Below are 19,503 nucleotides of genomic sequence, written 5' to 3' on the forward strand. Positions count from 1 at the left end.
GATCGGTCTCGTAGAACTGCTCTGACGTGACCTCCGGCGGCGGCGCCTTGTACATCCTGATCTCGTCGTCGAAGCGTCCCGCCGCCTGCGGCGCGCCCTGCACCATGACGTACCGGCCGACCTGGTCGTGCTCGTTGCACAGCCCGTCCGGCCAACGACTCGTCGCGGAGTTCAGCAGCAGCCGCGGAGTCTCGATCGCGTAGCCGCACACCGCGACCATTGCCGCCCGCTGGAACCGCTCGACGCCGCCCCGGAAGTAGCGCACCCCCGTCGTCCGACCGCGCTCGTCGTCGACCACGACCGCGCTGACCATGCTGTCCGCTCTGACCTCGGCGCCGTGCGCGAGCGCGTCCGGGATGTGCGTGATGAGTGGCGACGCCTTGGCGTTGACCTTGCAGCCCTGCAGGCAGAACCCGCGGTAGATGCAGTGCGGGCGGTTGCCGAACCGGCCGTTGCTGATCGCGACCGGGCCGACCCGCACCGGGATACCGAGCGCGAGTGCGCCACGCTGGAACACCAGACCGTTCCCACTCACCGGGTGCGGCGAGTGCGGATAGGAGTGCGGATCCCCCCACGGCCAGTCCTCACCGGCGGCCGGGAGCTCCTCCTCGAGCAGCCGGTAGTACGGCGCGATCTCGTCGTAGTTGATCGGCCAGTCCGCGCCCACCCCGTCGTTCGAGTACGTCGAGAAGTCCGACGGATGGAAGCGCGGCACGTAGCCGGCGAAGTGCACCATCGAGCCACCGACGCCGCGGCCGGAGTTGTTCGAACCGAGCGGAATCGGGTTCTCGCCCGCGATCACGCGTGGCTCGGTCCAGTAGAGGTGATGCGAGCCGGCTTCGTCGCTCACCCAGTCGCGATCCGGGTCCCAGAACGGGCCGGCGTCGAAGCCCACGACCTTCCACCCCGCGCGGGCCAGCCGCTGCATGAGCACGGACCCGCCCGCACCGCAGCCGATGATCGCGATGTCCACCTCGTCGGTGTCGTCGAACCGCCGCATGTCGCGGCGCAGACGATGGTTGGTCCGGCTGCCGTCATTGGGGAGCAGCCAGGCCGACTCGTTTCGGCTGCGGACATGCGCCAGACCGCTCATCGGGGCGTCGCCAGCCGGTCGCTGACGCCCTTCGGCCCGTTCGGGTCACGCGAGCGGAGCTCGTGGCTGCGGACCTCGGCGTGCCGGCGGCGGGCCTGCTCGATCTCCGCGCCGCGACCGATCGGGTCCTCGTCGGCGTGGTCGTTGACCTCCCACGGCTCCAGCGCGTTGATGCCGAGGTTCTTGTAGCCGCGCGGGTAGGCCGGCCCGCCGAAGCCGATCTCGTTCCACGCCCACGGGTGGCTGTAGAACGCCGTACACGCGTAGCGGGTCCAGAGGTCCCAGACGTAGCCGGCCGACAGCCCGTGCCAGTCACCGTCGGCGTCGTGCACCGACTGCACGAGATCGGCCCGGTCGTACCACTCGAGCAGCGCGAACCGCTCGCCGTACGCCGTCTTCGCGTCGTCATCGAGGGCGGCGAAGCTCTGCCGGAACGCCGCACCGTCCTCCGGCAGCTCGGCGTGGTGCCAACCATCGGTCATCGCCTCGGCAAGCCGGGCGTCGACCATCTCGAGGATCGGGACGCGTGGCTCGTCCCGCTGGTCGAGTAGCTGGTCGAACAACGCTCGACCCACGGCTTCCTCGTCGGGCGAGAAGAACCGGATGGGGGGCGGCGGAGCGAGCCGGGAGAGTACGACGCCGGCCGTGGTCGCATCCCACCGCTCGACTTCGCCCAGCACGTCGTATCCGGGAAAGCGCGAGTCCTCGGTGCCGGGAGTGCTGGCCGTGCTCTCCGCCGGACGGCGCAGGATGCCGCGGCGCACTACTCGCCCTCGCGGCGAAGAATGGCCGCCAGCAGACCCATCCCGCCGACCATGGTCATCAGCAGCGGCGCGAGCAGTGGCGGTCCCATCTCGACGTTGTACTTGCCGAGCGACCAACCGCCCGGCCGCTGCGAAATCCCGCGCATGTGCAGGTAGGTCCCCTGCAACCCGTTGGCGACGATCGTGGCCGACACGAGCGGCAGGAACGTCTTTGCCGCGCGCTTGCTGAAAACGCCGGCTACCCCGGCCGCGAACCCGACCGGTCCCATGGCGACCGGCACCCACATCATGTTGTTGCCAAAGCTGGCCCGGTCGTGCTCGAGATAGATCTCGGCTGACGTGATGACCGAACCGACGGCGGTCAACGCCGACAGCGATCGCTCGAACCGCCCGGTCTCGACGTTGCGGACCAGACGGTCGATGCCGTGCACGGCGGCTGTGGTTGCCGAGGCCATCGGATCGGCTCCTTGTGGGTTCCGCTTCGCGCGCCGCGCTGATCGCGACGTTGTCGAAGTGGGGGTACCCAGGCGCTCGGCCGCCCATGCCAGGAACCCCTTCTTGAACGAGTAGCCGATGACCGGTGCCCTCTCCCTGCCTACTTCCGCACCTGCTTTCCCGGCCCGAACCCGTCGGCAAGCACTGATCGCCGCCCGAGGGGGTATGGACCGGGGAAGACCCACACGTGGAAGGAGCAGCCGATGCCGAGAGCCTGGTCGGACAAGCGGGAGCGCCAGTACGAGCACATCAAGGAAGGGCTCGAGCAGCGCGGGCGCGACGAGGACACCGCCGAGGAGATCGCGGCGCGAACCGTCAACAAGGAGCGAGCTCGAAACGGTGAGTCGCGACAGGCCAGCCGAACGTCGACGGAGGACATCTCCTCAGGGCGCCGCGGCGGGTTGCGTTCCCACCGCGGATCGGGTGGGCGCACCAAGGACCAGCTGTACGCCGAAGCACGCAGCAAGAACGTCAAGGGCCGCTCGTCGATGACCAAGGACGAGCTCGAACGGGCGGTCGGGCGCTAGTCCCGGGGGCAGGGCTCGCGCGGATCGGAAGAACGGAGCCAGCAATGTCGACCCTGACGGCGGCACGACGAGGGGCGGGCGGCGGATCATCGCGAGCGCATGGCTCCGGCCAGCTGCACCGCGATGTCGGCCTGCTCGGTCTGACCTTCATCTCGCTCGGCTCCATCATCGGCTCCGGCTGGTTGCTCGGCGCGCTCACCGCCGCCCAGACCGCCGGACCCGCGTCACTGATCTCGTGGGTGCTCGCCGGCTTCGTGCTCGCGTTGCTCGCTCTCGTGCACGCCGAGCTCGGTGCGGCGTACCCGGTGTCTGGAGGGACCGCACGCTTCCCGCACTACGCGTTCGGTTCGCTCGCCGGCTACACGTGCGGGTGGATGAGCTGGGTGGGATCGGCGCTGCTCGCGCCGGTCGAGGTCGAGGCGGCGCTCACCTACGCGGACGGGCGGTTGTCCTTCCTGCCCGCGCTGACGCACACGTCGGCGAGCAGTGCGACGCCGACGCTGACCGGGTGGGGCATTCTCATCGCGACCGGGCTGATGGTGGTGTTCACCGCGATCAATCTCTTCGGGGTCAAATGGCTGGCCGGCTCGAACAACGCCACGGTCGTCTGGAAGCTCGCGATTCCGCTCCTGACGATCATCGCGCTGCTGGTCGTCGCCCACCATGGCAGCAACTTCGACGCCGGCGGCAAGTTCGCGCCGTTCGGCGCCCACGGGGTGCTCGCCGCGCTGCCGCTCGGGGTGGTCTTCGCGCTGCAAGGTTTCGAGCAGGCGCTGCAGATCGGCGGCGAGGCCCGCAACCCGCAGCGTGACCTGTGGCGAGCGGTCGTGTTGTCGATGCTGATCGGCACGGTGGTCTACCTGGCGCTGGAAGTCGCGTTCATCGGTTCGCTGAACCCCAGCCACCTCATCCACGGCTGGGCGACCCCGCTGGGCCACGTCAAGAGCACTGCGCCGTACGCGACGATCGCTTCGGCCCTCGGCCTCGGCTGGCTGGCATCGATCCTCTACATCGACGCCTTCATCTCCCCCTCCGGCACCGCACTCGTCTACAACGGGACGTCGTCGCGACTCGGGTACGCGCTCGGCCACAACCGCTACGTGCCGCCCGCGATGGCCGCGGTCAGCAGCCGCGGTGTTCCATGGATCGCCGTCATCGTGTCATTCGTCGTCGGCGAAGCCGCACTTCTGCCGTTCCCCAGCTGGGCGTCGCTGGTCAGCGTGATCACGTCCGCGTCCGCGTTGATGTACGCGTTCGCACCGGTCTCGCTGCTGTCGCTGCGCAGCCAGGACCCGGACCGCGACCGCCCGTACCGGATGCCCGCTGCGAACGTGCTCTGCCCGTTGTCGTTCATCTCGGCCAACCTGATCATCTACTGGACCGGTTGGTCGACGCTGTGGAAGCTGTACGTCGTCCTCGGTGTCGGTGCGGTGATCTTCGCGGCCAACTATTTCTTGAGCACGGCCGACCGGCGACCGGACGTGTCGAACTGGCGGTCGGCCGCGTGGATCGCTCCCTGGCTGGCCGGCATGGCCGTCCTGTCGAAGCTCGGTCAGTTCAAGGGCGGCGACCGGATGCTGCCGTTCTGGTACGACATCGGCGTCGTCGCCGTGTTCAGCCTCGCCGTCTTCGCGCTCGCGGTCCGGCTGGCGCGCTCGCCGGAGGCAGCCCGCCGCACCATCCGCCGGGACATCGGCGACACCGACGCCGTGCTCGACGGCGGCTAGCCCGCTCCGGGGCACCGGACCGCCGCCGGCTAGCGGCGCCCATACTTGAATCGTTCAAGAAAATCGGCAAGACTGCGGTCCGTGCCCTCCAGCGCCGAGTGCGAAGCGATGCTGCGCACGGCGTCGCTGCGCGTGACCCGGCCGAGGGTCGCCGTGCTCGAGGCCGTGCACGCCAACCCGCACGCCGACACCGACACGATCATCGGCGCGGTCCGGGCCAACCGCCACGACGTCTCCCACCAGGCGGTTTACGACGTACTTCGTGCCCTGACGACGGCCGGGCTGGTCCGCCGGATCGAGCCGGCCGGCTCGGCGGCACGCTACGAGTCGCGGGTCGGGGACAACCACCACCACCTCATGTGCCGCTCGTGCGGCGTGATCGTGGACGTCGACTGCGCGGTCGGTGTCCAGCCCTGCCTGACCGCATCCGACGACGGCGGCTTCGCGATCGACGAGGCCGAGGTCGTCTACTGGGGCCTGTGCCCGACCTGCTCCACAGCTTCTGACCCAGCAACCGCCACCTGACCCGGAAGGAAACCCGTGTCTGAGCACCCGAACGCCAAAGTCGGCGAGATGAACGAGGAAACCACTGCTTGCCCCGTCGGGGTCGGCCGTGCGTTCCACCCGACCGAAGGGGCCGGCAACCGCACCTGGTGGCCGAGCCAGCTCAACCTCGGGATCCTCCGCAAGCACCCGCCGGTCGCCAACCCGATGGACGCCGACTTCGACTACGCGAAGGAGTTCGCGACCGTCGATCTCGACGAGCTGCGGCGAGACATCGAAGCGGTCATGACCACATCGCAGGAGTGGTGGCCGGCCGACTTCGGGCACTACGGCCCGCTGTTCATCCGCATGGCCTGGCACAGCGCCGGCACCTACCGCATCGACGACGGCCGAGGTGGCGGCGGCGCCGGCATGCAGCGGTTCGCTCCGCTCAACAGCTGGCCGGACAACGGCAACCTCGACAAGGCGCGCCGCCTGCTGTGGCCGGTGAAGAAGAAGTACGGGCGTGCGGTCTCGTGGGCGGACCTGATGATCTTCGCCGGCAACTGCGCGCTGGAGTCGATGGGCTTCACGACCTTCGGCTTCGGCGGCGGTCGCGAAGACGTCTGGGAGCCGGACGAGGACGTCTACTGGGGCCCGGAGACGACCTGGCTCGGCGACGAGCGCTACACCGGCGACCGCGAGCTGGAGAACCCGCTGGCCGCCGTACAGATGGGTCTTATCTACGTGAACCCGCAAGGCCCGAACGGCAACCCGGACCCGCTCGGCGCAGCGCGCGACATCCGCGAGACCTTCCGGCGGATGGCCATGAACGACGAGGAGACGGTGGCCCTGATCGTCGGCGGCCACACCTTCGGGAAAACCCACGGCGCTGCCGACCCCGAGCTCTACGTCGGGCCGGAGCCGGAGGGCGCGCCGCTGGAAGAGCAGGGGCTCGGCTGGAAGAACAGCTTCGGCACCGGCAGCGGCAACGACGCCATCACCAGCGGCCTTGAAGGAATCTGGACGAACACTCCGGTGACGTGGGACCACAGTTTCCTGCAGATCCTCTACGGCTACGAGTGGGAGTGCTTCACCAGCCCGGCCGGCGCCCAGCAGTGGCGGCCGAAGGACGGTGCCGGCGCCGGCACCGTGCCGGACCCGCACGACGCGAGCCGGGCGCACCAGCCGACCATGCTCACCACCGACGTGGCGCTGCGCGTCGACCCGATCTACGAGCAGATCACGCGCCGCTTCCTCGATCACCCCGAGCAGCTCGCCGACGCGTTCGCACGGGCGTGGTACAAGCTGACCCACCGCGATATGGGGCCGATCCAGCGCTACGTCGGCGCACTCGTGCCGGACGAGATCATGATCTGGCAGGACCCGGTGCCGGCCGTCGACCACGAGCTGGTGGGCGAGGCGGACGTCGCCGCACTCAAGGCACAGGTCCTCGCCGCCGGCCTTTCGGTGTCGCAGCTCGTGTCGACGGCGTGGGCCGCCGCGTCATCGTTCCGCGGCAGCGACAAGCGCGGCGGGGCCAACGGCGCTCGGATCCGGCTCGAGCCGCAGAGCGGCTGGGAGGTCAACGATCCGGGCGAGCTGGCGACCGTCCTGCGGACGCTGGAGGGCATCCAGCAGTCGTTCAACGACGCCCAGTCCGGCGGCAAGCGGATCTCGATGGCCGACCTGATCGTGCTCGCCGGCTGCGCCGGTGTCGAGCAGGCAGCGAAGAACGCCGGGCATGACGTCACGGTCCCCTTCACGCCGGGTCGCACCGACGCGACCCAGGACCAGACCGACGTCGAGTCGTTCGCCCCGCTCGAGCCGACGGCCGACGGATTCCGCAACTACCTCGGCAAGGGTCAACGTCTTCCCGCCGAGTACTTGCTGATCGACCGCGCGAACCTGCTCAACCTGAGCGCTCCCGAGATGACCGTGCTGGTCGGCGGCCTGCGCGCGCTCGGGGCGAACGCGAAGCAGTCCACCGTCGGCGTGCTGACCGCGCGTCCGGGGTCGTTGACCAACGACTTCTTCGTGAACCTCCTCGACATGGGTACGGCGTGGACGCCCACGTCGGACGACGCCGAGCAGTTCGAGGGTCGTGACCGTGCGAGCGGCGAGCTGAAGTGGACCGGCAGCCGGGTCGACCTGCTGTTCGGGTCGAACTCCGAGCTGCGAGCACTCGCCGAGGTCTACGCGTGCGACGACGCGCAGGACAAGTTCGTGCACGACTTCGTCGCGGCCTGGGACAAGGTGATGATGCTCGACCGGTTCGACATCAGCTGAACCGCGGAGCTCGAAGGGCCCGGCTCCACCGAGAAGGGTGGACTCGGGCCCTTCGCGCGTCTCGAACCGCTTCCACCCAAGATCGGGCAGAAGGTCCCTAGCGCCGGGTCCCCCTGCCCGGCAATGGTGGAGCCGAGGAAACGGAGGCGGACGCCATGACCAGCCAGGAGTGGAACCGGATCGACCCGCTGGATCCGGAGACGCCGGATCTCGGTAGTTGGATCGGCGCCGCAGACGAGGATGAGCCGAACGCCGAGGATGCCGCGGACTCCCCGCGGGAGCGACCGCTGGGCGTCGAGGAGTACGGCGTCACCGCCTGGGAGCAGGCGCACCACGAGGCGATGGCATCGAGGCTGGGACGGGAGATCGCGGACCGGCTGCGCCGCCGGTACGAGCCGGAGTCCGGCACCAACGGTGCTCCTGCCGGCCGGCTGGTGCTCGGCTCCGACGGCGAGGCCGAGGTCGCCGTCGGCGACACGGGAGGCTCGAGCTGCGAAGAGGCCGCCGTACACATCGAGGCAAGCGGACAGCCGAGCCGGCGCACGGAGCGTGAACGCCTGGAGACCGTTGAGCACGAGATTGCCGCGTTGGTGCAGGCGGCACACGTGCTCGCCGACGCCGTCGACGTGCTGGCCAAGGGCCTGCAACCGCCACCGGCAGAGGAGCCGGGCGAGGCCCAGCAACGGATGAGCCAAGCCGGGCGCGACGTCCGCGAGCTGCTGCTGTCCGCGCGCAACCGGTAGCAGGAGACACCCGCCGCCGGCTGAAGGCTCCGAGCGCCGAACGACGGGCACTGCAGCCCGCGCACTCCGGGACCTTTTCCTCTGCCACGAGTCCCGAATCGGCGGACACGATTGTCCCCGACGACTCCAACGGAGGAACCATGAGCACTCGCGTGGCCATCAACGGATTCGGCCGGATCGGTCGAAGCTTCCTGCGACTTGCCGACCAGCACGACCTCGAGATCGTCGCGATCAACGACCTGACCAGCATCGAGACGCTGGCTCACCTGCTGAAGTACGACTCGACCTACGGCCGGTTCGGCCGAGAGGTCAGCGTCGACTCCACCGGTTTCCTCATCGACGGTCGGCACATCGCGGTCTCCGCCGAACGCGACCCCGCCGCACTGGACTGGCGGCAGACCGGTGCCGACATCGTGATCGAGTCGACCGGCAAGCTGCGCAGCCGCGACGACGCGGCTCTGCATCTCAAGGCGGGAGCCAAGAAGGTCCTGATCTCCGCGCCCGGCAAGGGCGTCGACCTCACCGTTGTCATGGGTGTCAACGACTCGGCGTACGACCCGGTGCAGCACGACATCATCTCCAACGCCTCGTGTACGACGAACTGCGTCGCCCCGATGGTGAAGGTCCTCGACGACGCCTTCGGTCTGGTCAAGGGCTTCATGACGACCGTGCACGGCTACACGAACGACCAGGTGGTGCTCGACTCACCGCACAAGGACCTGCATCGGGCCCGGGCGGCGGCGGTCAACATCATTCCCACGTCGACCGGTGCCGCGCGGACGACCGGCGTGATCATGCCGTCCATGGAAGGGCGACTCGACGGTGTCGCTGTTCGCGTCCCGGTCGAGGACGGGTCGCTCACCGACCTCTCGCTCATCGTCTCCGAGCCCACGACGGCCGAAGCGGTCAACGAGGCCTTCCGAGCCGCTGCCGAGGGGCCGCTGCGCGGGATCGTCCGCTACAACACGGACCCGATCGTCTCGCGGGACGTGGTCGGCGACCCGGCGTCATGCGTGTTCGATGCGACGCTCACCCAGGTGAACGGTGAGCTGGTCAAGGTGTTCGGCTGGTACGACAACGAGTACGCCTACACGTGCCGGCTCGCGGACCTGTGTGACCTGGTCGCGGCCAGTCTCGACTAGCCGAGGAGAAGGCGCCGCGTCGTAGGGCTCCGTTGCGCTGGGCCGCGCGCACCCGAAAAAGCACCGCTCGCTGTCAACCCGGATCCGACCTGGGGCGTTGAGGGATCGTCCACTTCGGGTCGAGCGCGACGGGGATCGGCATGCTTCGGATCGGTAGAGGATCGGATTCCGGCCCCTGCCGGGTCTGCGGAGCGCAGCGGATCCACCGTCAGGTCATCCACCGGCTGGACCGGCAGAAGCGGCTCGTGGCCGAGACCTGCCGCGAGTGCGGACACGTCACCCTGCCGCATAACACCCACGACTACACGAAGGCTGCCGCCGCCGAGCACTTCGGGCTCGCAGCCCGGGTCGGAACCCTGGAGCGACCCGGTCGCGAGTTCGGCATGGCGCAGCTTGCCCTCGACGCCCTCGACCGGGACCCGGTCGACGTGCTGGTCTACGGCGCCGGCCGCAGCATGGACAACCACCACATCGCCCGCCTCGCGGGGGTCCGCGACGTGGCGATCGGAGACGTCGTCCAGGTTCGCGACGACGCGCCGTTCATCGACATCAGCCAGCCCGGCTGGCGCAGCTTCGACATCGTCGTCGCTGCCGAGGTGATCGAGCACTTCGAACAGCCGCGCGAGGAGTTTCCGCGGCTGCTCAGCTATGTCAGCGACAACGGCCTCGTGGTCTGCTCGACGAACGTGTACGACGGCGGACCGCTGGTCAAGCAGGCGTACATCTTCGGTCGGGGGCACGTCTCGTACTACACCCCGCATTCATTGCGCCTGCTCGCCGACGAGAACGAGTTCCTCGTCGACTTCCGCCCACCCCGTGCGGTGACCGGCCGGGTCGGACCGCGCAAGCGCTACGTGCTGCTCACCAGATCCGCCGACGTCATGCGCGCGATCAGTGACTACTTCGGCCAGCATCTCTACGCGCCGTCGGAGCCGCCGACGGCGAAACGCGCCTGCTGAGGTCCGCGCACCGCTCGCGCTGGACGCCGAAGTAAGGTTTGCCTTACCTTAGTGCCCGTGCACTGGGCCGACGCCGTACCGAACCTGCTGATCGGGCTGCGTGAAGGGCTCGAAGCCGGCCTGGTGGTGAGCATCCTGCTGGCCGCGGTCCACAAGCTCGGAGGGCCCGACGGCGAGCGACCGTCCACCGCGCCGATCTGGCTCGGCGTGCTCGGCGCCGTGGCGACGGCGGGCAGCTTCGCGGCGGTGCTCACCTACTCGACCAGCGTGCTGTCCAGCCGAGGACAAGAGGCGGTCGGCGGGCTGCTCAGCGTGACGGCGGTCGCCCTCGTGACCGCAATGATCTTTTGGATGCGCCGGACCGCGGCGACCCTGTCCGGCGAGCTTCGCCACCGTGTCCAGCACGCGGCGCTGCTCGGCGCCGGCGCCCTCACGGTCACGGCCTTCGTGTCGGTCGGCCGCGAGGGTCTGGAGACGACGCTGTTCCTCTGGACCGCCGTACGCGCCTCGGGGCAGACGGTGAGCCCGCTGATCGGCGCCGCGGTTGGCCTGCTCGCCGCGGTCGTGCTCTGCGCGCTGCTGTTTCGTCAGGCGGTGCGGCTCAACCTCGGCGTCTTCTTCTCGCGTACGGCGATCGCGCTGATCGTGATCGCGGCCGGGGTGCTGAGCTACGGCCTCGGTGACCTGCAGGAGGCGGGCTGGCTTCCCGGCAACCAGTGGGTTGCGTTCGACGTCTCCAACCACGTCGATCCGGGGTCGTGGTGGGTGTCGATCGTCACCGGCGTCACTGACCTCTCAACCCGCATGACGGTGCTCCAGGTCGTCGCCTGGGCGAGCTACCTCACGGTCGTCCTTCCGCTGTTCCTGCGGTCGGCGCGGACCCAGCCGGTCCGGCAACCGGCCAAGCCCGCCGAGCCCGGCGAACAACCCGCGGGGCCACCGGCGCGGTCGCGCTGGGCCGAGATCAGCACCAGCCGGACCTGGCCGGTCGCGGCGGCGCTTCTGGTCGTTCCGGCCGCTGTCGCCGGCATCGTGGTGGCAGCGCTCCCGACCGCGGCCGCGACGTCGACCACGACTGTCACCGTGAGCCGCTCGTCGTGTGCACCGGAGTGGCACAGCGGCGAGGTCGGTACCCAGACCTTCAGTGTCACCAACAACTCCGGCCGGTCCGGGGAGATCAACCTGGTCAACGCCTCGGGAGCGGTCGTCGCCGAGATCGAGACGATCGGTCCGGCGACGACCGCCGACATGACCGCGACGATCGGCCCTGGCAGCTACACGATCCGTTGCCTGATGTCCGGTCGTTCGGCGATGGCCTCGGGCGAGGTCGACGTCAGCGGCCACTCGATCGGCCACGCCACCGCAGCGATCCGGCCGGTGACGATTGCCGACCTCGCGCCGGCCAACCACGCGTACCAGGCCTACGTCGAGCACGACTTGCGCACGCTGTCAGCAAACGTCGCGACGCTGCGCAGCGCGATCCACCGCGGTGACCCCGACGCGATGCGGGTCGCGTGGCTGCGCGCGCAGCTCACCTGGGAACGCGTCGGCGCCTCCTATGACAGCTTCGGCGCCGACGGAATCGCCATCGACGGTCTACCCGACGGCCTCGCAGGCGGTGCACACGACCCGGACTTCACCGGCCTGCACCGGGTCGAGTACGACCTCTGGCACGGTGCTTCGCGCCGTGAGCTGCAGTCGCAGACCGACACGCTCGCCGCTGACGTGATGACACTCCGCCGACACGTGCAGTCCGACGAGATCGCCGGCGATCCCACGAACCTGCCGATTCGTGCGCACGAGATCCTCGAGGACGCGCTTCGCGACCATCTCTCGGGAATCGATGACGAAGGCGCCGGTGCGGCGTACGCCGAGACCTACGCCGACACCCAGGTCACCTCCGTCGTGCTCGACCAGCTGTCCGCGCAGATCACGGCGCGCGCTCCTCGACTTGTGCCGCAGGCGCGCACCGAGCTTCAAGAGCTGCAACGCGCGTTGCTGGCAACCCGCGACGGCGACCGGTGGCGACCACTGTCCGCGACACCGTTACTCCCACGGCAACGGGTCGATGCCGCCATCGGTACGGTGCTGCAGACCCTTTCGCGGGTCCCTGACCTGCTCGAAGTGCCACCGAGCCAGTCATGAGCATCAGCCGCCGCAACTTCCTGAAGGGCGCCGCCGCCGGCGCCGCCGGAACCGCGCTGGCCACCGGCGTACTGGTCGGGGGTGACCGCGCGGACGCCCGAGCCGCCGATGCTTCGGTGCCAATCCACGGGTCGTATCCGTTCCACGGCCCGCACCAGGCGGGCATCCTCACGCCTGGGCCGACCGACAAACAGGCGGCCGCCTGCTTCGCGTCGTTCGACGTGATCGTCGAGGACCGCGGCGCGCTCATCGACCTGATGAAGACGCTGACCGCGCGCGCACGATTTCTCACCGCAGGCGGCGTGCCCGCCGACTTGGGCGTCGGCCAGCCACCTTCGGACAGCGACGTGCTAGGACCCGATATCCCCGCCGACGGGCTGACCATCACCACCGCACTCGGCGCGAGCCTGTTCGACGACCGCTTCGGGCTGGCGGCCGAAAGGCCGCGCGTGCTGTCGCCGATGCCGGTCTTCCCCAACGACTCCCCCGACCCGGCCTGGCTGCACGGCGACCTGATGCTCCAGCTCTGCGCCAACCACGCCGACACGGTGCACCACACCATCCGCGACCTGACCCGGCACACCCGCGGCGCCATGCAGCTGCGCTGGAAGATGGAGGGCTACGCCTCGCCGCCGCGGCCCTCCGGCACACCCCGCAACCTGCTGGGGTTCAAGGACGGTACGGCGAACCCGACCGGCGGCTCCGCGTCCGAGCTGGTGTGGGTCGACGACCCGCGCGAGCCGGCCTGGGCGCAGGGCGGCAGCTACCAGGTGGTCCGGCTGATCCGGATGCTGGTCGAGTTCTGGGACCGCGTGTCGATCAACGAGCAGGAAGGCATGTTCGGGCGTCGTCGCGACTCGGGTGCGCCGCTCGACGGCGACGCCGAGTTCGACGTACCCGACTACAAGGCCGACCCCAAGGGTCACGTCATCCCGCTCGACTCGCACATCCGGCTGGCCAACCCGCGCACGCCGGCGACCGCCGACCAGCGCATCGTGCGCCGCTCGTACAACTACGACCTCGGCGTCGACCTCAACGGGAACCTGCAGGCCGGACACGCATTCATCGCCTACCAGCAGGACGTCCAGCGACAGTTCGCCACGATCCAGGAGCGGTTGGTCAACGAGCCGCTGGTCGACTACGTCCAGCCGTTCGGCGGCGGTTACTTCTTCGCAGTGCCCGGAGTCCGGGATCGCGCCGATTGGTACGCCCGCGGGCTGCTCACCTGACCCGGCGGGCGGCCGCCGCCGTACGAGGGGTTTGCCGGTGCCGGCCGGTTGAGACAATCGCGGCATGCCGGAGCTGCGAACCTACCGATCCAAGCGGGATCGGGAGCGCACGCCGGAGCCCGTGCCCGACCACGACGACGTCCCCGACGGCCCGGGCAACCGGTTCGTGATCCAGGAGCATCACGCCCGCGCCCTGCACTGGGACTTCCGGCTCGAGCGCGACGGCGTCCTCGTGTCATGGGCAGTGCCGAAGAACCTCCCGATCGACCCGAAGACCAACCACCTGGCCGTGCACACGGAGGACCACCCGCTGGAGTACCTCGACTTCGCCGGCGACATCCCTCATGGCGAGTACGGCGGTGGCGACGTGTCGATCTGGGACCGCGGCACCTACGAGTGCGAGAAGTGGAACGACCGCGAGGTCATGGTGGTGCTCGCAGGTAGCCGCGTGTCCGGTCGCTACGTGCTGTTCAAGACCGGCTCGCGCGACCGCGACTGGATGGTGCACCGGATGGATCCTCCTCCGGACGGGTGGCTGCCGATGCCCGCGCACATCGCGCCGATGCTCGCCGCGCCGACATCCTCGCTCCCTCGCGACGATGCCGAGTGGGGGTATGAGTTCAAGTGGGACGGCGTACGCGCCGTCGTGTACGTCGACGGCGGCCGGGCGCGGGCGATGTCCCGCAACGATCGCGACATCACCCGTTCCTATCCTGAGCTGCGCGAGCTCGCCGCCGCCATCGGGTCACGGCAGGTGGTGCTCGACGGCGAGCTCGTCGCGTTCGACGCCGACGGCCGGCCGTCGTTCGCCCTGTTGCAGAGCCGCATGCACGTTGCCGAGCCCGCTGCGGTCCGGCGAGCGGCGGCCGGCGTTCCGGTCACCTACCTCGTCTTCGACCTGCTCCATCTCGACGGCCGTTCGCTGCTCGACCTGCCCTACACACAGCGTCGGGAGGCACTGGCCGAGCTGTCGCTCAGCGGCGAGTCCTGGCGCACGACGCCATGGTTCGCCGGGCACGGCGACGCCGTACTCGCCGCATCGAAGGAGCAGCAGCTCGAAGGCCTGGTCATGAAGCGCTTGACGTCGACCTACGTCCCTGGCGCGCGCTCGAAGACCTGGCTGAAGCTGAAGAACCTGCGCACCCAGGAGGTCGTCATCGGCGGTTGGTCACCTGGCGAGGGACGGCGAGCGGGCGGCATCGGCGCGCTGCTGCTCGGCATCCCGGCCGCAGACGGCCGGCTCGGCTACGTCGGCCAGGTCGGCACCGGATTTACCGAAGCGATGCTGCGCGACCTTCGCTCCGACCTCGATCCGATCGCGGCTCAGGACTCGCCGTTCGACCCGCCGGTGCCAGGCCCGGATGCCCGCGACGCCCGGTGGGTACGCCCCGAGCTGGTCGGCGAGGTCGTGTTCACCCAGTGGACCCGGGATGGCCGGTTGCGGCAGTCGTCATGGCGGGGGCTTCGACCCGACCGCCCGGTGGAAGAGGTACGCCGTGAGTCCTGAGTCCCGCTCGAAGATCCAGGTAGAGGTCGACGGCCGGACGCTGACGCTGTCCAACCTCGACAAGGTGCTCTACCCGGAGGCCGGCTTCACCAAGGGCGAGGTGATCGACTACTACGCGAAGATCGCGCCGGTGATGCTGCCGCACCTCGCCGACCGGCCGGCCACGTTCAAGCGCTATCCGGACGGCGTCGACGGCAAGTTCTTCTTCGAGAAGAACGCGCCGCGCCACACCCCCGACTGGGTGCGCAAGGTCACGCTTCCGACGCCGGGTTCGACGAAGGCGCGGGAAACGATCGACTTCGCCGTGATCGGTGAGCTCGCGGCCCTCGTGTGGGCCGCCAACCTCGCTGCGCTCGAGCTGCACATCCCGATGTGGCGGGTCGGCCCCCGTGGCAAGGTGTACGACCCGGACCTGTTGGTGTTCGACCTCGATCCGGGCCCGCCCGCGACGATCATCGAGTGCTGTGAGGTGGCGCAGCTGCTGCGCTCGGCGTTGAAGGACGAGGGCCTCACGGCGTACCCGAAGACCAGTGGGTCCAAGGGAATGCAGCTCTACGTGCCCGTTCGCGGCGCGGCCTGGCAGGACACGCACGCCTACGCCAGGCAGCTCGCCCAGCGACTGGCCGAGGAACGGCCCGACCTCGTGGTCTGGCAGATGACGAAGGAGATTCGCGGCGGCAAGGTGCTGATCGACTGGTCGCAGAACAACGGCGCGAAAACGACGATCTCGGTCTACTCGCTCCGCGCCCGGCCGCAACCGACGGTGTCGACGCCGATCAGCTGGGACGAGGTGACCGCGGCCGGCTCGCCTGCCGACCTCGTCTTCACCGCCGCGGACACGCTCGCCCGGGTCGACGAACACGGCGACTTGTTCGCCGACCTGCTCGACGACAAGCACGCGGGGCGGCTCCCCGCCGGCTGAGCCGAGGCGTGGCCGGCGGGGAGCCGGCATCGGATCCGATGCCGGTCGCTCAGATCGAGCGCTGGTAGCTGCCGAAGGCCCGGGTGGCGAGCCACGCCATCACCACTGCCAACCCGGTAAGGAAGCCCAGGCGGGGCAGGACCGCACCCCACTCCGTGCCGGCCGACAGCGCCTGTCGCGACGCGACCACCGCCCAGTCCACCGGGTTGTAGCGCGCCACGTGCTGCACCCATCCCGGCGAGAGCCGGACGTCGAACAGCGCCGACGAGACGAACTGCAGCGGGAGCACGACGAACTGGCTGATCCCGATCAGTGCCTCCTGCTGGCGGACCAGCAGGGCCAGTGCATTCGACAACGAGCCCACGATCACGGAGATCAGCACCGCGGCCACGACCGTGATCGCGATCCCGCCGACCGCGCCGGGAAAGCGGGCTCCGGTGAGATAGGCGATCCCGAACACCACCAGCGTCTGCAGCACGGTGGTGAGGCCCTGGTAGGCGAGCGTGCCGATCATCATCGCGCCCCGGCTGACCGGCGACGCGAGCAGCCGATCCATCACGCCACGGTTCATGTCCTCGATGTAGACGGTGCCCGCCCAGCCGCTGGAGAACAGCGCGGTCATGACGATCACGCCCGGGGTGATGAACTCCAGGTAGTCACCGGACCCCGGGCTGAACCCCGGGATGTGTACGACGGACTTGAACAGCTGCCCGAACAGCAGCAACCAGATGATCGGCTGGATCAGCGTTGCGATCGCGTACGCCGGCACCCGGATCAGGGTGTGAATCGAGCGCACGGTCAGGTACGCGGAGTGGCGGAGCAGGGGGAAGCGTTCACGCCGGGCCAGCGAAAGCGGAGCAGACGACGAAACGGCGAGGGTGGTCATGCGGCCACCTCGAATCCGTGCCCGACGTGGCGCAGGTAGACGTCGTCGAGCGACGGCCGACCGATGGTGACGGTGTCCGCGGGGATCGACGCCTCATCGAGAGCGGTGAGAATCAGCGGCACTGCGCGCGCTCCGTTGTCGGCCCGTGCGCGCAGCCGGCCGCCGTCGAGTGCGAGATCGTGCAGGCCCGGCAGCCGGTCGAGGATCGCGAGCGCCTGCGCCCCGGAAGCCGCAGACACCAGCTCGACCTGGATGGTGTCGCCGTACAGCTCGCTCTTGAGCTCCTCGGGCGTGCCCTCGACGACCACCCGACCGTGGTCGACGATCGCGAGCCGATCGGCCAGCGCGTCGGCCTCGTCGAGGTAATGCGTGGTCAACAGCACCGTGATGCCCTCGCCGTCGGTGAGCCGGCGGATCTCCGTCCACATCTGAGCGCGCGCCTCCGGATCGAGACCGGTCGTCGGCTCGTCGAGGAACAACACCGGCGGTGAATGCATGAGACCGATGGCGACATCGAGCTTGCGCGACATGCCACCCGAGTAGGTCTTGGCCAACCGATCGGCCGCGTCCTCGAGCGCGAAGCGTGCGAGCAGGTCCTTCGCGCGGGCATGCGCCGCCGCGCCGGGCACGCCCTGCAGTCGCGCGGCCAGGACGAGGTTCTCGCGGCCGGTCGCCATCGGGTCGCTGGAGGCCTTCTGGCCGACCAGCCCGATCCGGCGCCGGACGCCTTGCGGATCGTTCCGTACGTCGATTCCGAGCACGGACGCCGTGCCCGAGTCCGGAGCGGACAGGGTGGTCAGCACCTTGACCGTCGTCGTCTTGCCGGCGCCGTTGGGCCCGAGCAGCGCGAACACGCTGCCGGCCGCGACGTCGAGGGACAACCCGTCGAGGGCGCGAACCCGCGGTCGCTTGCGGCCGCCCGGATAGGTCTTCACGAGATCGACCGCAGACAGTGCGGTCGACGCGGACATGGACATTCGAACTCCTTGGCTGGCAAGGAGTCGAGACCGAAGCGCCTATCGTGAAGGTGCGCCTCGGGACGGGCCGCTTCGGCTCGACTCGTGGGTACGGCCCCCGGCCGGTGTTGACGCACCGGCCGGGGGTTTGGCATTACGTCCTCGGTTCCGGCTGGAGCGCGCGTGCCTCCTCCCCGAGATAGCGGACCGGATCGGCGGTGATCTGTTCGAAGGTCACGCCCTCGGTCTGCAGCTCGTGCATCCGCCGCCACGCCGCCGTACCGGGGAACTCGCCGACCCTGATCCGCTTGGCCAGGTGGGTCACGAAGTCCCGCTCAGCGACGAGCATGGTGTGGCGAAACTTCGACTCGACGACGAACAGCTCGGGCAGGCCGAGGTCGTCGCCGACCGACAGCGATGCGTCGATCGCCCGAAGCGCCGCGGTCAGCTTGTCGCAGCGCTCTTCGAGCAACCGTGCCGCCTCGTCGGGCGGAAGGATCGGCATCATCGACAAGCCGGCCTCGAGTGAGGTGAAGTCACGAACCGGCGTGGAGAGCAGCTCGGCGAGCCAGTCCTCGCACTCGGTGCGGCCGGCTTCGGTGATCTCGTAGACGGTCCGCTCCGGCCGCCGGCCTTCGCGGGTGGTCTCCCGCGGCTGGATCAAGCCGTGCTTCTGCAGCGCCTCGACCACCGAGTAGAGCGATCCGTAGTTGAGCTTGATGCTCTGCTCCTTGCCGCGGGAGCGCAGCGTCGTGGAGATCTCGTACGGGTGCATGGGTCGCTCGACCAGGCAGCAGAGGACGGCCAGCGCGAGCGGGTTCGACACCCGGCGTCTGGTCATTGCCCCTCCTCGGTTACTCGATTACGAGTATTCGAGGGGGAACGCCCGATGTCAAGTGACGTCGGGCCCGGATCGAGCCCCGCGAACCTTCACCCGCCGGCGAATGACCCAGCCGATCAGCCCGACCTCGACGACCCCCAGCCCCACGCCGGTCCAGAAGGTCGCCTTCCATCCCGTCGTACCCGCGGACACGTCGGTCGCGTGGTCCGGGTCGGCCGGGTCGTAGGAGACCACGACCTTGGTGCCGACCTTCTGCGCGGTCGCGTCGCTCGGCCCGTCGAAGAGATGGACATGCCCGCGGGAGTCGGTGAAGGCGATCGTGGGCGTGAAGGACTTGCCGTGGATCTCGTCCTCCGAGCTGACCCCGACGATCGTGCCGGTTGCGCGCGACCCGCCCTTGATCGGGGTCACCTGGCCACGAATGTGCAGTCCGGCGCCGATCAACGCGACCGGGAGCAGGGCGATCAGGACCACGCCGAGAACCAGCAGCGCGCTGACCCACTTAGGCGTCGGCGGTCGTTGCCTCATGGTGCGACTCCCCCGGTACGTGCTGGCGGGCCTGCGCCTGGCGGGCCCGATAGGCGGCGACGTTGGTGCGGTTCAAGCACAACGTGCTGCAGAACCGGCGAGAGTGATTCTTGCTCAGATCGAGCAACGCGTCGTCGCAGTCGGCCGCCTCGCAGATCCGGAGCCGGTCGAGCTCTCCGCTGCGGATTACCTCACAGAGCGCGAGTGCCGCTTCCACCGCCATCCGCTGCGGGAGCGAGGTCTCGGGCGAGGTCGGGTGCAGGTGGT

General features: G+C 69.4%; 19 protein-coding genes. 11 read left to right on the forward strand and 8 right to left on the reverse strand.

Translation table 11 applies throughout. The features are described 5' to 3' along the window. The 3 genes from VME70_09075 to VME70_09085 form a co-directional block, all read right to left on the reverse strand. Positions 1-1,000 (reverse strand): GMC family oxidoreductase (locus VME70_09075; GenBank protein HTW20347.1); only part of this gene is annotated, 1,000 nt, incomplete at its 3' end. Between the two features lie 89 nt (positions 1,001-1,089). Then, positions 1,090-1,857: a gluconate 2-dehydrogenase subunit 3 family protein gene (locus tag VME70_09080; GenBank protein HTW20348.1), complete on the reverse strand. Its 768-nt coding sequence runs from the start codon at positions 1,855-1,857 to the stop codon at positions 1,090-1,092. Then, entirely contained in the window at positions 1,857-2,312 is a 456-nt protein-coding gene (locus tag VME70_09085) for a hypothetical protein (GenBank protein ID HTW20349.1), read from the reverse strand. Before VME70_09085 ends, VME70_09080 begins: the two co-directional genes overlap by 1 nt. Positions 2,313-2,555: 243 nt before the next feature. On the opposite strand from VME70_09085, the gene VME70_09090 reads away from it, so the two are divergent. The 11 genes from VME70_09090 (at position 2,556) to ligD (VME70_09140) (ending at position 16,025) form a co-directional block, all read left to right on the forward strand. Then, complete coding sequence (locus VME70_09090) at positions 2,556-2,879, forward strand: plasmid stabilization protein (protein HTW20350.1); 324 nt, start codon at positions 2,556-2,558, stop codon at positions 2,877-2,879. A 44-nt stretch (positions 2,880-2,923) separates the two neighbouring features. Then, positions 2,924-4,606, forward strand: coding sequence for an APC family permease (locus VME70_09095; GenBank protein ID HTW20351.1), 1,683 nt, complete (start codon positions 2,924-2,926; stop codon positions 4,604-4,606). Positions 4,607-4,714: 108 nt separating this feature from the next. After that, positions 4,715-5,131: a Fur family transcriptional regulator gene (locus tag VME70_09100; GenBank protein ID HTW20352.1), complete on the forward strand. Its 417-nt coding sequence runs from the start codon at positions 4,715-4,717 to the stop codon at positions 5,129-5,131. Positions 5,132-5,179: 48 nt separating this feature from the next. Next, positions 5,180-7,378, forward strand: a complete 2,199-nt coding sequence (katG, locus tag VME70_09105; GenBank protein HTW20353.1) for a catalase/peroxidase HPI — start codon at positions 5,180-5,182, stop codon at positions 7,376-7,378. A gap of 155 nt (positions 7,379-7,533) precedes the next feature. Then, a complete protein-coding gene (locus VME70_09110) occupies positions 7,534-8,121 on the forward strand; it encodes a hypothetical protein (GenBank protein ID HTW20354.1) in 588 nt (195 codons plus the stop codon). Between the two features lie 140 nt (positions 8,122-8,261). Continuing rightward, on the forward strand, positions 8,262-9,263 hold the full coding sequence (gene gap / locus VME70_09115; GenBank protein HTW20355.1) for a type I glyceraldehyde-3-phosphate dehydrogenase: 1,002 nt from the start codon (positions 8,262-8,264) through the stop codon (positions 9,261-9,263). Positions 9,264-9,403: 140 nt separating this feature from the next. Beyond that, positions 9,404-10,222: a methyltransferase domain-containing protein gene (locus VME70_09120; GenBank protein ID HTW20356.1), complete on the forward strand. Its 819-nt coding sequence runs from the start codon at positions 9,404-9,406 to the stop codon at positions 10,220-10,222. A 57-nt stretch (positions 10,223-10,279) separates the two neighbouring features. Then, entirely contained in the window at positions 10,280-12,367 is a 2,088-nt protein-coding gene (gene efeU / locus VME70_09125) for an iron uptake transporter permease EfeU (GenBank protein ID HTW20357.1), read from the forward strand. Beyond that, a complete protein-coding gene (efeB, locus tag VME70_09130; GenBank protein HTW20358.1) occupies positions 12,364-13,596 on the forward strand; it encodes an iron uptake transporter deferrochelatase/peroxidase subunit in 1,233 nt (410 codons plus the stop codon). The genes efeU and efeB overlap by 4 nt, the downstream gene beginning before the upstream one ends. A gap of 64 nt (positions 13,597-13,660) precedes the next feature. Next, positions 13,661-15,103 carry a non-homologous end-joining DNA ligase gene (gene ligD / locus VME70_09135; protein ID HTW20359.1) on the forward strand — a complete coding sequence of 481 codons (1,443 nt, stop codon included), beginning with the start codon at positions 13,661-13,663 and terminating at the stop codon, positions 15,101-15,103. Beyond that, entirely contained in the window at positions 15,093-16,025 is a 933-nt protein-coding gene (ligD, locus tag VME70_09140; protein ID HTW20360.1) for a non-homologous end-joining DNA ligase, read from the forward strand. Before ligD (VME70_09135) ends, ligD (VME70_09140) begins: the two co-directional genes overlap by 11 nt. Before the next feature lie 49 nt (positions 16,026-16,074). On the opposite strand, the gene VME70_09145 is transcribed toward ligD (VME70_09140), so the two are convergent. The 5 genes from VME70_09145 to VME70_09165 form a co-directional block, all read right to left on the reverse strand. Further along, positions 16,075-16,911 carry an ABC transporter permease gene (locus tag VME70_09145; GenBank protein HTW20361.1) on the reverse strand — a complete coding sequence of 279 codons (837 nt, stop codon included), beginning with the start codon at positions 16,909-16,911 and terminating at the stop codon, positions 16,075-16,077. Beyond that, complete coding sequence (locus tag VME70_09150; protein ID HTW20362.1) at positions 16,908-17,888, reverse strand: ATP-binding cassette domain-containing protein; 981 nt, start codon at positions 17,886-17,888, stop codon at positions 16,908-16,910. Before VME70_09150 ends, VME70_09145 begins: the two co-directional genes overlap by 4 nt. 133 nt (positions 17,889-18,021) lie before the next feature. Further along, on the reverse strand, positions 18,022-18,708 hold the full coding sequence (locus VME70_09155; protein HTW20363.1) for a PadR family transcriptional regulator: 687 nt from the start codon (positions 18,706-18,708) through the stop codon (positions 18,022-18,024). A gap of 51 nt (positions 18,709-18,759) precedes the next feature. After that, complete coding sequence (locus VME70_09160) at positions 18,760-19,236, reverse strand: DUF3592 domain-containing protein (protein HTW20364.1); 477 nt, start codon at positions 19,234-19,236, stop codon at positions 18,760-18,762. Continuing rightward, positions 19,211-19,503, reverse strand: a 293-nt coding sequence (locus VME70_09165; GenBank protein HTW20365.1) for a CGNR zinc finger domain-containing protein, incomplete at its 5' end; no start/stop codon positions are given. The genes VME70_09160 and VME70_09165, both read right to left, overlap by 26 nt.

It is taken from the genome of Mycobacteriales bacterium, from assembly GCA_035504215.1.
In the GTDB taxonomy this organism is placed as follows: domain Bacteria; phylum Actinomycetota; class Actinomycetes; order JAFAQI01; family JAFAQI01; genus DATAUK01.

Bases quoted from the DNA above. Each gene is read 5' to 3' on its own strand.
- VME70_09090 (HTW20350.1), top strand. From the start codon at position 2,556: ATGCCGAGAGCCTGGTCGGACAAGCGGGAGCGCCAGTACGAGCACATC.
- ligD (HTW20359.1), top strand. From the start codon at position 13,661: ATGCCGGAGCTGCGAACCTACCGATCCAAGCGGGATCGGGAGCGCACG.
- VME70_09145 (HTW20361.1), bottom strand. From the start codon at position 16,911: ATGACCACCCTCGCCGTTTCGTCGTCTGCTCCGCTTTCGCTGGCCCGG.
- VME70_09150 (HTW20362.1), bottom strand. From the start codon at position 17,888: ATGTCCATGTCCGCGTCGACCGCACTGTCTGCGGTCGATCTCGTGAAG.
- VME70_09160 (HTW20364.1), bottom strand. From the start codon at position 19,236: ATGAGGCAACGACCGCCGACGCCTAAGTGGGTCAGCGCGCTGCTGGTT.
- VME70_09095 (HTW20351.1), top strand. From the start codon at position 2,924: ATGTCGACCCTGACGGCGGCACGACGAGGGGCGGGCGGCGGATCATCG.
- katG (HTW20353.1), top strand. From the start codon at position 5,180: ATGAACGAGGAAACCACTGCTTGCCCCGTCGGGGTCGGCCGTGCGTTC.
- efeB (HTW20358.1), top strand. From the start codon at position 12,364: ATGAGCATCAGCCGCCGCAACTTCCTGAAGGGCGCCGCCGCCGGCGCC.
- VME70_09085 (HTW20349.1), bottom strand. From the start codon at position 2,312: ATGGCCTCGGCAACCACAGCCGCCGTGCACGGCATCGACCGTCTGGTC.
- VME70_09100 (HTW20352.1), top strand. From the start codon at position 4,715: ATGCTGCGCACGGCGTCGCTGCGCGTGACCCGGCCGAGGGTCGCCGTG.
- gap (HTW20355.1), top strand. From the start codon at position 8,262: ATGAGCACTCGCGTGGCCATCAACGGATTCGGCCGGATCGGTCGAAGC.
- VME70_09155 (HTW20363.1), bottom strand. From the start codon at position 18,708: ATGACCAGACGCCGGGTGTCGAACCCGCTCGCGCTGGCCGTCCTCTGC.
- VME70_09120 (HTW20356.1), top strand. From the start codon at position 9,404: ATGCTTCGGATCGGTAGAGGATCGGATTCCGGCCCCTGCCGGGTCTGC.
- VME70_09110 (HTW20354.1), top strand. From the start codon at position 7,534: ATGACCAGCCAGGAGTGGAACCGGATCGACCCGCTGGATCCGGAGACG.